This window comes from Ruminococcus bromii (assembly GCF_002834225.1).
Classification (GTDB): Bacteria; Bacillota; Clostridia; order Oscillospirales; family Acutalibacteraceae; genus Ruminococcoides; species Ruminococcoides bromii.
Genome location: NZ_NNSR01000049.1, coordinates 1 through 15,941, shown reverse-complemented (window position 1 = coordinate 15,941; position 15,941 = coordinate 1). Strand labels below are relative to the sequence as shown.

Genomic DNA, 15,941 nt, shown 5'->3' with positions numbered 1-15,941 from the left:
TCGACAGCCAATTCGTGAAGATAGTTTGTACAATAGAAAACTAAAAATGCCCGAGCGTAAAATTGTTATTGTCTGTACCAACCTGTAGGGGCGTTCATTGGACGCCCGCTTGATGAATGGTTTTGTTTAAACATATATGTTTTGATGTGATAAAAATCGTGTATTCTAATGTAGCGGCGAACACGGTTCGCCGCTGCGTTATTTCGATAACTCTGTTTCATTCATATAATTTATTTCGATCACAATATTTCTGCCATTGCTTGCGGGCGTCCGATGAACGCCCCTACAACACAAATTGCAAAGACAATTACAAATATTTGCTCGGGCAAAATATGTTTTAAAATATACAAACTGTCTGCACAAACAGGGAACGGCGGCTCGCCGTAAACAAAAGACCTCTCGAAAATCGAGAGGTCTTTTATCATGATATATCTATGAGGATTAATGAAGACTTTTCATTTTATCGGCTTTATCACGGCATATATGCGACCATTTGCAGTCGCCGCACACCTGCGAAAGCCTGTCTTTTAAAATTATATTTTCCCTTGCAATTCTCGAAAGCTCTTTCCAATCGGCAGTATCGCCGATTTTCATTCCGAGTAAATCAAGACATCTTTTGTCATAGCATGACGCCTTGCCAGTAACATCGCAGCTGCCGTTGTCACGGTTCGGACACGATGAACAAATTTCGTCACAACCGCCCGTAAGCGTAAGGTTTGCGTTGTTATTTTCAAGAACCGACACTATTTTTGCCATTCCGCAGACAAATTCATCGCTGTAACCCTTGCCTTCAAAAAACTGCACACAAAGGCTGTGATGCGGTCTGAACTTAAAGCTTAACGATTTTGTCAAGACGATTCACCAAAACTGTTGCAACAACAATCTTTGCAGCATCTGCAAGAAGGAACGGAACAACGCAGGTGAGAAGTGCGGCAACAAAGTCTGTATGCATTGCAATCATAAACCAGATTGTGCCGAAAAGGTAGCATACTGCAAGGCCTGCAACCATTGAAACCGCAAGCACCCAAAGCTTTCTGCCGAGAAAATCAGTCATAAGTCCAACGATAAGCGCCGTAAAGAGGAAACCGATGATATAACCGCCTGTCGGACCGCCGAGAACGCCGATTCCGCCTGAGAATCCTGCAAACACGGGAACACCGATTGCACCGAGGAGAACATAAACCGCAACGCTGATGAGTCCTCTTTTCCAACCGAGCATAGCCGCCGCCATAAAGATACCGAGAGTCTGAAGTGTGAACGGAACTGTCATCGGAATCTGAATCTGTGCGCACACTGTGATGATTGCGACGAACATCGCCATATACACAAGGCTTAATACATTACTTTTTGATTTACTGTTTGTTTTTGCTTCTGTCATAAAATTACCTCTCCTTTGCAAAACCGCTTCTTTTGTTTTGCAGATTGTCAACCAAATTATTTTATCAGTTGACAATTATTATAGTACCGATTATCGCATTTGTCAACCCAATTTATATTTTAAAGTGACAATTACAATCCGTTTTGATGTAGCAATTGACTTTACAACCGTCTTATAATGCAACCGAGTTGACCGAACATAACATAAAAACAGGGACAGCGTTTTGCTGTCCCTGAAATTTTTGTAAAGATTAAGTTTGCGTGCTTACAATTAAGCCTTGTTAACCGAACCGAAGAGTTCCATCTTTTCCTTAACAGTAGCCTTGATAGCCTCTGCACCGGGAGCGAGGAGCTTTCTTGGATCGAAGCCCTTGCCTTCGAGATCCTTGCCCTCTTCAATGTACTTTCTTGTAGCTGCTGCAAATGCAAGCTGGCACTCTGTGTTAACATTGATCTTTGAAACGCCGAGTGAGATAGCCTTCTTGATCATATCAGCAGGGATACCTGTACCGCCGTGGAGAACGAGCGGCATCTCGCCTGTAAGCTGCTGGATAGCGTCAAGAGTTTCAAAGCTGAGGCCCTTCCAGTTTGCAGGATACTTACCGTGAATGTTACCGATACCTGCTGCGAGCATTGTTACGCCGAGGTCTGCAACCATTTTGCATTCCTTAGGATCTGCGCATTCGCCCATGCCGATTACGCCGTCTTCCTCGCCGCCGATTGCACCAACCTCAGCCTCAAGTGAAAGACCGAGCTTGTTACAAGTTGCAACGAGTTCCTTTGTTTTTTCAATGTTTTCTTCGATCGGATAGTGTGAACCGTCGAACATGATTGAGCTGAAACCGGCTTCGATGCACTTCTTAGCACCTTCGTATGAACCGTGGTCAAGGTGGAGAGCAACAGGAACTGTGATGTTGAGTTCCTCGAGCATACCGTTTACCATACCAACGACTGTTTTGTAGCCGCACATATATTTACCGGCACCCTCAGATACACCGAGGATAACAGGTGAGTTGAGTTCCTGTGCTGTTAAAAGAATTGATTTTGTCCATTCAAGGTTGTTGATGTTGAACTGACCTACTGCATAGTGGCCTGCCTTTGCTTTTGTAAGCATTTCTTTAGCGTTTACTAATGGCATTTTAATCTTCCTTTTGTAAAAAATTTCAGCAGACAAGCGTCCCCACCTGCCGATTTAAGTTTATTATACAATATATTTTTGAAAATATAAAGACCTAAAAAGAAGATTTAGTGAAAATTTTAACAATTAGTCGAAAAAATCTTCATTTTGTCCTGTTTTAGTCAATTATCACTAAACTTTCAAAATAAACTCACACTTCCGTAACACAACAAGGTTGATTTTCATTTTATGAAAAGGTATAATATAACTGTAAATTACGATACTTGATTTTGGTCAAGCGTTGTATGATAATATTTTTTGTAAACTATCCCGTAGAGGTAGTCTTGCGACCGCAAGTAATGACAGATATTTTATTGCAAACAAAGTTTTATAAATATAACAAAACAACCGATATAGTGACTGGCGGATGATATCCGCCCCTACGAAATATTTGTTTATTTCGGCAATTTGCTTGCAAAAAATTTTGTTTCATTACTTAAGGACAAACGCAGTTTGTACCCCACGGCAACAAATAAATGTAGGAGTAACTTTTATGGACAATTTTGACAACAACAATATGGGAGGGTTTGAACCGCAGAAGCCGTTCACCGAAAAGCCCGTACAAAACAATAGTATGAACACGGAACAGACAAGTCCCGTTTCCGAACCCGAAACACATACGGAGCAGGTTCAAAATGTTCCGCCTCAAAGCAGCACACAGTACAATAGTAATGCTTTCGGCAACAACACACCGAATATGTCCGGCAATGCAAATCAGAACGAAAATGTTCCGCCGCAGAATCAAAATCCCTCTACTCAGCCGTGGCAGTACGGTTACGGTCAGTATCCCTACAGCGGACAGAATCAGCAGTATAATCAGAACAGTCAGCAGTACGGACAGTATCAAAACAACACAGGATACAATCAGAATGTACCGCCGTATCAGCAAAACATGTACGGACAGCCGCCTTACGGCAACAACGGTACATATAATCAATATAATTCGCAGTACAATCCGCAGATGTACGCACAGTACCCACAAAAGAAAACAAATGGCGGAATAGTTGCATTGATTATCGTTCTCTGTTCGCTTCTTGCAATCGGTTTTATCGGTATGATGGTATACGGATTTTCGGTTGGCATAAAAGAAGATTCAAACAGCGACCGAAGCGATTCGGGCAATTCGTTCAGACTTCCGAACGAAGACAGCACAACACCGTTTGAAACCCTTCCTAACACCTCATCACAGGGCAAAACTCACGATGAATCGGATTACAGCGACAAAACTAACAAAAGCTATTCGGGTATGAAGCTTGAAAGCAATCCAAAGGACGCAAAAACAAACGGCAGTTACACAGCCGCAAAGGCAACCGAAGAGGTTTCGGACTCGGTAGTCGGCATTCTTTGTTACTCGGACGATGTTCCCGATCAGGCTGACACAACAACCGCATCTTCACAGGGAAGCGGAATCATCTTCTCACAGGACGGCTATGTTATTACAAACGCTCATGTAATCGGCAACAGCAAAACAGCCTATGCAATCAGAGTTGTAACATCTGACGGCAAGGTATACAAGGCAGGTGTTGTTGGCTACGATTCAAGAACCGACATTGCAGTTCTCAAAATGGACGATGCAAAGGGACTTACTCCTGCAACATTCGGTGATTCGTCACAGCTTGAAGTCGGTCAGGACATTATCGTGGTCGGTAACCCCGGCGGTCTTGACTATCAGAACACAACAACAAAGGGCGTTATTTCGGCGCTTGACAGAAAGCTTTCAACATCAAGCCTTACAAAGTACATTCAGACCGATGCCGCAATCAATCCCGGCAACTCGGGCGGTCCGCTTGTAAACTACTACGGTCAGGTTGTCGGAATTACAACCTCAAAGATTGTTTCCGAAACATACGAGGGCATGGGCTTTGCAATTCCGTCACAGACAGTAAAAAACATTGTTGACACACTTGTAAAGAACGGCTATGTCGAAGGCAGAGTAAAAATCGGCATTTCGGGCATTGCGGTAACATCGGAGCAGGCATCAAATTACAACATTCCGCAGGGCATTTATGTTCAAAGCATTGTTTCGGGCGGTCCGTGTGACGGCACAAGCCTTGAAGAAGGCGATATCATCACAGAGGTTGACGGCGAAACAATTACAAGCTTTGCAGATGTTTACGCAATTCTTGAAACCCACAAGCCGGGAGACAAAATCAAGGTTAAATATTACAGCTCATCATCGGGCAACGGTGAGGTTGAAATCACACTTCAGGAAGATAAGTAATTTTAATAAGAATATCACCAAAAGCAAGAGGGCAGTCACGACAATGTGACTGCCCTTTATGCTAATTGAAAATTAAACAGTTAATTTCATATAAACTAAAACGGTCGGGAAACAATGTTTTGCATTTTGCAAACTGTCTTCCCGACCACAATTTTCAATTTTCCATTTTCAACTTTCAATTTAAAAAAATCACAGATGCAAAATCAGCTTTGCAACGCCAAAATAGATAAGCAGCGAAAGCGAGTCACAGACTGTTGAAATAAGCGGATTCGCCATAACGGCAGGGTCAAAGCCGACCTTGCTTGCCAAAAGAGGCAAGCTGCTGCCGACAAGCTTTGCCATAATAATTGTGCCGACAAGCGTAAGCGAAATTACAAGGGCAATCATAAACGCGTTTTCCTGACCGTGGAGGTCAAACAAAAGCAGCTTTACAAAGTTTGCCGCCGCAAGCGTAATACCGCAGAGGATTGACACCCTGAATTCTTTCCACAACACAAGAAAAATGCTTTTGAACTGAATTTCGCCGAGCGACAACGCACGGATTACGGAAACCGACGACTGAGAACCTGCGTTACCGCCCGAACCCGTAATCATCGGGATAAACGATGAGAGAATCAGCACATTTGCAAGCACAGCCTCAAATGATGAGATAATCGCACTTGTAAAGGTTGCCGAAAGCATAAGTATGAGCAGCCACGGCACTCTCTTTTTGTACAGACCGAAAATGCTTGTTTTCATATACGGTTTGTCAGACGGCAATACGGCTGCCATCTTTTCAATATCCTCGGTAGCCTCTTCCTGAATGACATCAATAGCATCATCAATTGTTACGATACCGACAAGTCGGTTTTCGTTGTCAACAACGGGAAGTGCAAGGAAGTTATAGTTTGAGAACATCTGGGCAACCTGCTCCTGATCGGCAAGAGTAGTTACCGAAATAACATTTTCCTCCATAATCGACTTTACAAGCTCGTCATCCTCGGCAAGCAAAAGGTCTTTTACGGTGGTAATACCGATAAGCTTGTTGTTGGCATCGGTTACATAGCAGGTGTAGATTGTTTCCTTGTCAACACCTGTTCTTCTGATTCTTTTAATAGCCATTTCAGCCGTCATATCGGGACGAAGCACAATAAACTCGGTTGTCATAATCGAGCCTGCGCTGTCCTCGGGATATTTCAAAAGCTCGTTAATCTGCTTTCTCATATCCTTGTCGGCCTGTCTTAAAATACGCTTTACAACATTGGCAGGCATTTCCTCAATAAGGTCAACGGCGTCATCGACAAATAACTCATCGACAACCTCTTTCAGTTCGCTGTCGCTGAAGCCGTGGATAAGAAATTCCTGAGTTTCGTCATCCATTTCGACAAAGGTTTCCGCCGCAAGTTCTTTTGGCAGAATACGAAACAGAATCGGCATTTTTTCATCCTGTAGGTTTTCAAAAATCGCCGCAATATCGTACGGTTTCATCGTAACCAGAATATCACGCAAGGTACTGAACTTTTTGTCATCAAGCAGCACCTTGATAGTTTCGGTAAGGGTTACATTAACCTGTTCCATCATCTTTTCCTCCTTTTTAATTCAATTGGAAGTAAAGACGGTGTCACCCTAAGTATTAAATTAAATCAATTCAAATCAAAATAAAAATACAAAGCAAAATCAATAAAACAAAATGAACGCACAAGCGCACATTCTGTTGCAACTTCGCCCGGGTACAGCGCCTTTATTACCGTCTGCGTCCATTAAGTTTTCACCTCATTTGCATAAAATTCGGGCAAAGCCCATATATATCTATTTTATTCTTTTTTGTGTGCTATGTCAACGGATTTACACATTAAAAATGCACTTTTCAAATATTTTACAGACACATTACAATCAGCTTTTTAATCGCATTATTTAATATTCCTTGCATTTTGCGCGCTATCAATGTATAATTGGTACTGTAATAAAAACAAATGATAGGAGTTTGCCCATTATGTCAGATATGATAAAAAAATATGTTCCCTATGTGGTAATAGTTTTTGTTGTTTATATGCTTTTGCCGCTTATTTTCATTCCTGCAGCAATGCAGAAATTCTCACCTGTTGCTTATGATTGTATATTTCCGCTTACAGCAATCGGCTGTGCTGCCCATTATTGCTCAAAGCATGGCCTTGACTTTCTCTTTGCGCTCATCGCGCCCATCATCTATCTGCCGAGTATGTTGATTTACAACGGCGGATTTTCTTCAGGCACACTTTCAACTAATCTTATTCTTCTTGTTGTTTACCTTGTTTCAGGTATCTTCGGTCTTTTTCTCGGTGATCTTGCCTTCGGCGACAAACGCCGTCAGAAAGAAAAGGCTGAACAACAGGAAACAGAAGAAATGCTTCTTGAAGCAAGACGCCGTGAGAAGCAAGAGCTTGAAACTATGACAAAATCAAGCAGAAAAACCGAAAAAAATCCCCACAGACAGGAGCGCAGACCGTCAAAGCCTGCACGCAGAGCCGCACCTGTACAACAGGAAACAGTCAAGGACATTGACGATGATTTTGACTACGATAAGTACCTTTCCGGCATTGACAGAAAGCAGGACTCAAGCGAGAGCGAAATTGACGATATTCTCAACGAATACAGACACTAACGGCGAGCCGCCGTTCCCAGTTCGTGCAGATAGTATTTATAAGGGCGAAAATAAAATGCCCGAGCGGAACTCTATAACTAAAAATGTAAAATTAAAGTCGGGAAGACAATTTGCGAAATGCAAAGCATTGTCTTCCCGACTGTTTTTTATATATGAAATTACCGCCGCATTATTACAATCAATTTTTAAGAATTTTCTCAATCAATTGTGCAACACCGTCGTTATTATTTGACGGAATCACGATGTCTGCACGGTCAAGGCACTTTTGACTTGCGTTCTCAACAGCAGCACCGAGTCCCGACTCGGCAATCATATTGGCATCGTTATCGGCATTTCCGCAGGCGCAGACATTTTCCATGCCGATATTCAAAAAGTCACACAAACGCAGGAGTGCCTTCGCCTTTGAGGCCTCTGCCGACATAATCTCAACAAAATGGTCGGTTGAAGTCGTAATTTCAACGCTGCTGCAAGCCTTTTCGATACTGCTCCACAGCCTGTTGCGAAGCTTTTCGTCCGTACTTATAATGCTGATGAGGTCAAGCTCATTTCTATGCCTGCTCAAAAAGCTTCTCATATCGACAATTTTGCCGTGGCATGAACGGGTGTACTCAAAATATTCAGGCTCACAGCCGTAGTCAAGCGGTCTATGCACATATCTGACATCGGCATATGTAAATCCGTCAATAAATCCCTCAAGAATAACATCGTCATTACGCACAGCACCGAGAATTTTCAACACATCATCGGGTAAAATCAGCGAACGGTGAACCGTTTTACCGCACTTGCTTATTACAGCACCGTTCGAGGTAATCGCATAGTCCAGACCGACAATGTTCATCACGCTGTCGGGCATCATAACGAACGGTCTGCCGCTTGCCGCAACAACGGTTATTCCGCTTTTGATCGCAGATTCAATGGCAGTTTTCGTTCTGTTGCTCAAGGTGTCGCTGTCGGCAAGAGTTGTGCCGTCAAGGTCAAGTGCAATCAGCTTAATATCTTTCATCTTATCCATACAAATCCCTCTGTCAGATTTTTTTCGGGCAAAATCCGTTCATACAGCATTCTTCACATTTTGCCTTTCTTGCGGTGCAGACTGCTCTGCCGTGCAGAACAAGTCGGTGACAAAAATCGTTGCTTTCATCGGGCGGCAAAAGCTCCCTCAATGCAAATTCAATCTTTTTCTGATCTTTTAAATCGTGAAGTCCGAGCCTTCTTGTAATGCGTATGCAATGTGTATCAACCACAACCGCAGGCTGACCGAAAATGTCACCGCACACAAGATTTGCGGTCTTTCTGCCGATTCCCGGGAGTTTTGTCAAATCGTCAATATTATCGGGAACAACACCGCCGAAATCGTCACAAAGCATTCTTGCCATTTCAACAATATCTTTTGATTTAGTCTTATAAAGTCCGCAGCTTTTTATATACTCAGCAACTTCTTCGGGAGTTGAGTCGGCAAAATCCTGAGCAGTTTTGAACCTGTCAAACAACGAAGGAGTGACCATATTAACCCTTGCGTCCGTACATTGAGCGGCAAGCCTTGTTGCAATGAGCAGCTGCAACGGATCTGTGTAGACAAGCGAACATATTGCGTCGGGATATTCTTTTTTCAAGGCATGAACAGCGTTCACGGCAATTTCTTTTTTAGTCATAAATTCACCCCGTAATTTTAAAAAATGCAAAAAATGCGATTAAATACTGTTTTCTTCAGTATAACACAAAAATTCTGCTATTGCAATCAGGATAAAAAACTGATACAATAGATGCATAAAAGTTAGAAATTTATTTCGGAGGACAAAAAATGTACAATAATTACATTTTTGACTTATACGGCACTCTTATCGACATTAATACAGATGAATGGAACGATGATTTGTGGAAGAAAATTGCCATTCTCTATGCCTACAAGGGTGCACACTACACCTATGACGAGCTTAACGAGGAGTATGACAGACTTGTTCAGGCTGAAAAAGAGGCTGTTCTCAAAAAGTCTCCCGATACAAAAGTTGTTGACATTAAAATTGAAAAGGTTTTCCGAAAGCTTTTCACGCAGAAAGGTGTTAAGGTTACAAAAGCCGAGGTACTTTTTATTGCCGAGGCATTCCGTTGCTACTCAACAAAGTACATCAAGCTTTATGACGGTGTACTTGATCTTCTTGACACTCTCAAGGCAAAAGGCAAAAAGATTTATCTTCTCTCAAACGCACAGCGTTCATTCACAGAAAATGAGCTGAATATGTTTGATCTGACAAAATATTTTGACGGCATTTGCATCAGCTCTGACGAAGAATGTTCTAAGCCTGACAAAAAATATTTCAAAACACTTTTTGACCGTTACGGACTTGAAAAGAGCGAGTCAATTATGATTGGCAACGACTATATCAGCGATATCGGCGGTGCGGCTGATTTCGGTATCGACAGTCTGTACATTCACCAGAGCATTTCCCCCGAGATTGACGGCGAACTCCGCAGTACATATAAGGTTATGGACGGCGATGTGTACAAAATCAAGAAACTTATTGTAAAGTAATAAAAGAATTCAACTGCACCTGATTTTACGGGTGCAGTTTTTAGCATAAATAGTGTATATTTTATCTGTAGTTATGCACACTATAACAAAGGAAGTGTGCAGATGAAACGCAAAGTACTCGATTACAAAAAGATTTTAACACCAAGTGATTTAGAGCTTAACACCTGTTCAAATCAGGATTGTACAGGGCTTATTCCAACGGCTGTACAAAACGAAGAACAGGCTGATTCATACGAAGAACTCTATCCATATATAACCGGTGTGTCACCGCCACATGTTCGTGAAGATGGTAAGGATAAGGAACAACCCTAACACCCGAGGTAAGTTATCATCTCATCTTAACTACTCGTTATGCAGCGTGTCGCAACAGTTTGATATAATGAATGTTGTGCATAATCTGTAGCGGAGTTCAGTGAATTTCCGTCTGAAATATAGTCGCAAGGCTACCAATCGAATCGATTGTAAAATCATTTCAACACTACAATCATCTAAACACATCGGCGGAAGCAATATTTTTCACACTGCTTCCGCCAAATTTTTAAATAAAATCATTTTTTGAAACGCTATCCGAAATTTTCTCAATTGTATTGTCGATTATCATACCATACATATACGGCTCTGATTTCTCAACAATATCGCTTTTCATATAAATGCTATCATCATAAAGCAATATATACCCGCTACATACATTGCTAAAGCTGTCTGTCATAGTAAAATCAATTCTGTTTTCATCGGTTATTATGCCTGTAAATATACCGCCTGCAAGGTGGGCGTAGTTGGGACTTGACTTCATCACTTCAATTTCAGCTTGATTTTCATCAATGGACAAAATTCCAACTTTAATACTGCCTGTATCCCCTTCATTATTTGGATTATATGAATATAAACCAACATACTTATTCAAATCAACTCTTCGAGTTGTCAGCGGTTCAGTTGAAACAGAAGTAGTATATTGTTCCGTAGTCTGCTCCGGTGCTGATGACGGTATTGTGACTTCGGTATCAGCTTGTGTAACAGGCGAAACGGTTGTTTCCGCATTATCAATTGTTTGTTGAGATGAACATCCTACACAAACAATGCCAAGCATTGCAATCATAGAAGAAATAAACATAGATTTTAATTTCATAATAACCCTCCGTTAATTTTAATTTATTTTTTTCTTATACCAAAAGAACACAGCAAATACAACAGCTACAATTACAAGAATCACAACCGAAGCAGTCTGAATCACACCCGTTTGTAAAAATCCATTATCTGTATTTGGCTTGTCACCTTCACTTGTAGTGGTTTCAATAATAGAAACTGAGGTTGACGGTTCTGTAGTAACGGGTTCAGTTTTGGGAGTTGTAGTTGTAATCTGTGTAACTTTAGTATTAGGAACTTCACCTTGATGAATTAAAATACGATAACACGGGTCATTATCAAAATCAGAGTCAGTCCATGTAAAAACATATTCTATCCCGTCATTAGTTTTATATGTAATCTCCTGCTCTGTACGATTATCAAGAGCATTAAAATAAACTCTTTTAGTGTATGAATAGAGAGAATTTGAATTTTCTATATTCGAAAGAGTTGAATTATTCGTTATATCATCAAACAATGTAACAGTCATTTCATCAGATGAATACACATAAATACACGATACAGCATTCGTATTATAATCAATTCCAAATTGCAGTGGATTACCTGTTCGTGGATAACAAATAAACTTTGTAAGACCCGAATCTTGTTCATCAATTTCAGCATAATCATCGCCAAATATTTGAGTTATGTCATCCAGTGATTTGCCAATGTATTTTACAGGATTTGTGAATTGTCCTTTATCAGGTTTAATTGTATAATCCCTCGTGGGCATTGTATCTTCTTCTAAATCCACATTATTATAAGTGACATTTTCAGGCATACCTTGCTTATAGCAATCATCTACATAATCAATAAGATAATCTGAGGCTTCATAGTACTCACCATTTTTCATTAACTTTTCAACTTCATCAAGCAATTTGTCAATGCTATTATCGTCAAAATAATACATTGCAGAACCTTTTGTACGAAAATCAAAACATTTTCCTTTCATGTCCACAGTAAAAACGAAACCCGCTCTATCCTTACCGTAATTTTCTGCGTAAAAATTGTTTGCAAAATCTTTTATATTATCTTCGTTTTTTCCTTCGTTATTTGTATATATAACAGCCACCCAATTAGATTTATAGCTAAAGTTGCGTAATTTGTCTGTTAAGTTAGACTCCTCCTGAATACTAAAAATATCCGCATTATCTCTAACATTAAAAAGCACAAGTGCGGACACATTGAAAGATACTGTTAATAGTATCGTCAACATAAGCAATACAATACTTATTATTTTTATTTCTATCTTGTTTTTCCTCATTTTATTTCTCCTGACTTTTCAACAATCGTCTTTAACAAACTTTTAAACTGCCACAATTATAATTGTATTAAAGTGCATCATTAAACGATTTTTCGGTTAGTTTCATTGTATCTTCTTTAAAATAAAAAGTCAATACATCTGCTATTAGTGATATAACACAAAATAAATATATCAATAATTTTGTTTAACAAGTATCGTAACTCAAATCGGCGAAAGCAATCTTTTTTCACACTGCTTCCGCCGATTTTATTTTTTCAATTTTAATAGGAACAAATTATTTTATATAGCTGTGATCTTTGCACGCATTATCATAAGCGTTTTTAGCAAGAGGAGTATTATTATCAATAATGTATTTTTATCAGTCGGATTAATTAAAAAAATGCAACAAAAAAGCACCACATTATGTGGTGCTGAAAGTTCAAATGAACCACCGATTACTCGGTGTATATAAAAGGGTAAACACCCTGAAAACTGAATAAAGGAAAGAAGATTAAGGAGATATTAGTTAAATTCATATTGGAATGACCAATCGGGTTAAAGTATATACTACACAGCTGACCAAAGAAATCTTGTGGTCAAGCCCTCGACCTATTAGTACTGCCAAGCTGAATGCCTCACGGCACTTACACACGCAGCCTATCAACCTCGTAGTCTTCAAGGGGTCTTACTCGTTATACGATGGGATATCTAATCTTGGAGTCGGCTTCACGCTTAGATGCTTTCAGCGTTTATCCGTTCCGTACATAGCTGCCCAGCCGTGCCATTGGCATGACAACTGGTGCACCAGAGGTACGTCCATCCCGGTCCTCTCGTACTAAGGACAGAGCTCCTCAAATATCCTGCGCCCACGACAGATAGGGACCGAACTGTCTCGCGACGTTCTGAACCCAGCTCGCGTACCACTTTAATCGGCGAACAGCCGAACCCTTGGGACCGAATACAGCCCCAGGATGTGATGAGCCGACATCGAGGTGCCAAACCTCCCCGTCGATGTGGACTCTTGGGGGAGATCAGCCTGTTATCCCCAGGGTAGCTTTTATCCGTTGAGCGACGGCATTTCCATTCACATACCGCCGGATCACTAACTCCAACTTTCGTTACTGCTCGGGCCGTCACCCTCGCAGTTAGGCTAGCTTTTGCGTTTACACTCAGAGGCACGGTTTCCGTCCGTGCTGAGCTAACCTTTGAGCGCCTCCGTTACCTTTTCGGAGGCGACCGCCCCAGTCAAACTGCCCACCTGACAATGTCCCCCGACCGGTTTCACGGCCGCAGGTTAGAATTCCAGAAACCTAAGGGCGGTATCCCAACATCGACTCCACACAAGCTGACGCTCATGTTTCCCAGTCTCCCGCCTATCCTGTACATAGATTTCCGAAACCCAATATCAGGCTACAGTAAAGCTCCATGGGGTCTTTCCGTCTTGCCGCAGGTAACCGGCATCTTCACCGGTACTACAATTTCGCCGGGTGGGTAGTTGAGACAGTGCCCAGATCGTTACACCATTCGTGCGGGTCGGAACTTACCCGACAAGGAATTTCGCTACCTTAGGACCGTTATAGTTACGGCCGCCGTTTACCGGGGCTTCAATTCGGAGCTCTCACTCCTCCTCTTAACCTTCCGGCACCGGGCAGGTGTCAGCCCCTATACTTCATCTTTCGATTTGGCAGAGACCTGTGTTTTTGCTAAACAGTCGCCTGGGCCTATTCTCTGCGGCTCTTTCGAGCACTCCTTATTCCGAAGTTACGGAGTCAATTTGCCGAGTTCCTTAACTACCCTTCTCCCGCTGGCCTTAGAATTCTCTTCCTGTCCACCTGTGTCGGTTTGCGGTACGGGCATCTGCTTCTATACGCAAAGCTTTTCTCGCCTTCAGCCAAGTGTGCTTCCCTACTCTAATTTCGGTCCCTTACGCCCGGGTCAACCAACGCCCGGGTCACACCCTTTTGAAGTGTCCCTTTGCTTAAATTACAGATGGTTACGGAATATCAACCGTATGTGCATCGGCTACGCCTTTCGGCCTGACCTTAGCTCCCGACTTACTTGGAGCGGACGAACCTTCCTCCAAAAACCTTAGACTTTCGGCCATTAAGATTCTCACTTAATTCTCGCTACTTATTCCGGCATTCTCACTTCTGTATAGTCCACCGCCGCTTTCGCTACGACTTCTCCCCATACAGAACGCTCTCCTACCATACATTAGATGTATCCCAAGCTTCGGTGTATAGTTTAGCCCCGTTAAATTTTCGGCGCAGAGTCACTCGACCAGTGAGCTATTACGCACTCTTTTAATGAGTGGCTGCTTCTAAGCCAACATCCTGGTTGTCTGTGCAATTCCACATCCTTTTCCACTTAACTATACTTGGGGACCTTAGCTGTGGGTCTGGGCTGTTTCCCTTTTGACAATGAAACTTATCTCCCACTGTCTGACTCCTGAAAAACGATTATCCGGCATTCTTAGTTTGATAAGGTTCAGTAACCTCTCGGCCCCTAGCCAATTCAGTGCTTTACCTCCGGTAATCTATTTCAAGGCTAGCCCTAAAGCTATTTCGGAGAGAACCAGCTATCTCCGGGTTCGATTGGAATTTCTCCGCTACCCACAGTTCATCCGCTACCATTTCAACGGGAGTCGGTTCGGTCCTCCATAAAGTTTTACCTTTACTTCAACCTGACCATGGGTAGGTCACCCGGTTTCGGGTCGAATACAACCGACTTCATACGCCCTTTTCAGACTTGCTCTCGCTGCGGCTTCACACCTTAAGTGCTTAACCTCGCCGGTTACATTCACTCGCCGGACCATTCTACAAAAGGTACCCGATCGCTCTTTGATGAGCTTTCGGTGCTTGTAAACACAAGGTTTCAGGTTCTTTTTCACTCCCCGTCAGGGGTACTTTTCACCTTTCCTTCACAGTACTTCTTCACTATCGGTCACCGAGTAGTATTTAGGCTTGGAGGATGGTCCCCCCGTATTCCCACCGGGTTTCACGTGTCCGGCGGTACTCTGGATACAGATGGCTGTTCAGGCTTTTCGTGTACAGGACTCTCACCTTCTTCGGTTGGACTTCCCATTCCATTCCACTAAACCTTTACAATACCGTTTTCTGTCCGAACCCCGAAAGTATTACTACTCTCGGTTTGGCCTCTTCCGCGTTCGCTCGCCACTACTTACGGAATCTCAGTTGATTTCTCTTCCTCGCCCTACTTAGATGTTTCAGTTCAGGCGGTTCCCCTCATATACCTATGTATTCAGTATATGATGACAAGACTTTCCTCTTGCCGGATTGCTCCATTCGGAAATCTGCGGATCAAAGCCCACTTACGGCTCCCCGCAGCTTATCGCAGTTAGTCACGTCCTTCTTCGGCTCTCGGTGCCAAGGCATTCCCCTTGTGCTCTTTGTAGCTTGACCATTATGAGATATCTTTGGTTCTTCTTTTTCTTGTAATGTTAATTACTCTTTTCGCAGTTTAATAAGCCTTTAGTTTATTTATAACTAATCTTCTTATTACCCTTAAGCTTAATTGTAGTATTTTTTACCTATGGTTTACGCATTCAAATTATCATTTGAGTTTGTTTACCTGTATAACTAATACTTTTCTCGCTTTATCTGCTTCTTTATTCAGTTTTCAAGGTGCTTT

At 42.0% G+C, this 15,941-nt stretch carries 12 protein-coding genes and 1 rRNA gene; 4 read left to right on the top strand and 9 right to left on the bottom strand.

What is annotated here, in order from left to right; all coding sequences use genetic code 11:
* Window positions 1-441: 441 nt before the first annotated feature.
* The 3 genes from RBATCC27255_RS05560 to fba form a co-directional block, all read right to left on the bottom strand.
* Window positions 442-804 carry a DUF1284 domain-containing protein gene (locus RBATCC27255_RS05560; protein ID WP_147337484.1) on the bottom strand — a complete coding sequence of 121 codons (363 nt, stop codon included), beginning with the start codon at window positions 802-804 and terminating at the stop codon, window positions 442-444.
* Window positions 805-829: 25 nt separating this feature from the next.
* Window positions 830-1,378, bottom strand: a complete 549-nt coding sequence (locus RBATCC27255_RS05555; protein WP_015523107.1) for a biotin transporter BioY — start codon at window positions 1,376-1,378, stop codon at window positions 830-832.
* 270 nt (window positions 1,379-1,648) lie between these two features.
* Window positions 1,649-2,515: a class II fructose-1,6-bisphosphate aldolase gene (gene fba, locus RBATCC27255_RS05550; RefSeq protein WP_101029101.1), complete on the bottom strand. Its 867-nt coding sequence runs from the start codon at window positions 2,513-2,515 to the stop codon at window positions 1,649-1,651.
* Between the two features lie 532 nt (window positions 2,516-3,047).
* On the opposite strand from fba, the gene RBATCC27255_RS05545 reads away from it, so the two are divergent.
* The gene (locus RBATCC27255_RS05545) at window positions 3,048-4,775 is read left to right on the top strand and encodes a trypsin-like peptidase domain-containing protein (RefSeq protein ID WP_169923269.1); all 1,728 of its coding nucleotides are present in this window, start codon (window positions 3,048-3,050) and stop codon (window positions 4,773-4,775) included.
* Window positions 4,776-4,964: 189 nt separating this feature from the next.
* Here the strand turns inward: RBATCC27255_RS05545 and mgtE are convergent, their stop codons facing one another.
* On the bottom strand, window positions 4,965-6,332 hold the full coding sequence (gene mgtE, locus RBATCC27255_RS05540) for a magnesium transporter (RefSeq protein ID WP_101029098.1): 1,368 nt from the start codon (window positions 6,330-6,332) through the stop codon (window positions 4,965-4,967).
* A gap of 415 nt (window positions 6,333-6,747) precedes the next feature.
* On the opposite strand from mgtE, the gene RBATCC27255_RS05535 reads away from it, so the two are divergent.
* Complete coding sequence (locus tag RBATCC27255_RS05535; protein ID WP_101029097.1) at window positions 6,748-7,395, top strand: hypothetical protein; 648 nt, start codon at window positions 6,748-6,750, stop codon at window positions 7,393-7,395.
* 178 nt (window positions 7,396-7,573) lie between these two features.
* Here the strand turns inward: RBATCC27255_RS05535 and RBATCC27255_RS05530 are convergent, their stop codons facing one another.
* Both RBATCC27255_RS05530 and nth read right to left on the bottom strand, forming a co-directional pair.
* Window positions 7,574-8,407 carry a Cof-type HAD-IIB family hydrolase gene (locus tag RBATCC27255_RS05530; protein WP_101029096.1) on the bottom strand — a complete coding sequence of 278 codons (834 nt, stop codon included), beginning with the start codon at window positions 8,405-8,407 and terminating at the stop codon, window positions 7,574-7,576.
* Window positions 8,408-8,420: 13 nt separating this feature from the next.
* A complete protein-coding gene (nth, locus tag RBATCC27255_RS05525) occupies window positions 8,421-9,047 on the bottom strand; it encodes an endonuclease III (RefSeq protein ID WP_101029095.1) in 627 nt (208 codons plus the stop codon).
* A gap of 149 nt (window positions 9,048-9,196) precedes the next feature.
* On the opposite strand from nth, the gene RBATCC27255_RS05520 reads away from it, so the two are divergent.
* Window positions 9,197-9,925: an HAD family hydrolase gene (locus tag RBATCC27255_RS05520; RefSeq protein WP_101029094.1), complete on the top strand. Its 729-nt coding sequence runs from the start codon at window positions 9,197-9,199 to the stop codon at window positions 9,923-9,925.
* 102 nt (window positions 9,926-10,027) lie between these two features.
* Window positions 10,028-10,237 (top strand): hypothetical protein, encoded by a 210-nt coding sequence (locus RBATCC27255_RS05515; protein ID WP_101029093.1) that lies wholly within the window; start codon window positions 10,028-10,030, stop codon window positions 10,235-10,237.
* Window positions 10,238-10,463: 226 nt separating this feature from the next.
* Here the strand turns inward: RBATCC27255_RS05515 and RBATCC27255_RS05510 are convergent, their stop codons facing one another.
* The 3 genes from RBATCC27255_RS05510 to RBATCC27255_RS05500 all read right to left on the bottom strand — a co-directional run bounded on the left by RBATCC27255_RS05510 (window position 10,464) and on the right by RBATCC27255_RS05500 (window position 15,712).
* Window positions 10,464-11,051, bottom strand: a complete 588-nt coding sequence (locus RBATCC27255_RS05510; protein WP_101029092.1) for a hypothetical protein — start codon at window positions 11,049-11,051, stop codon at window positions 10,464-10,466.
* Window positions 11,052-11,069: 18 nt separating this feature from the next.
* Window positions 11,070-12,311, bottom strand: a complete 1,242-nt coding sequence (locus RBATCC27255_RS05505; RefSeq protein WP_101029091.1) for a TPM domain-containing protein — start codon at window positions 12,309-12,311, stop codon at window positions 11,070-11,072.
* A 571-nt stretch (window positions 12,312-12,882) separates the two neighbouring features.
* Window positions 12,883-15,712: ribosomal RNA gene (locus RBATCC27255_RS05500) — 23S ribosomal RNA — on the bottom strand.
* Between the last annotated feature and the right edge of the window lie 229 nt (window positions 15,713-15,941).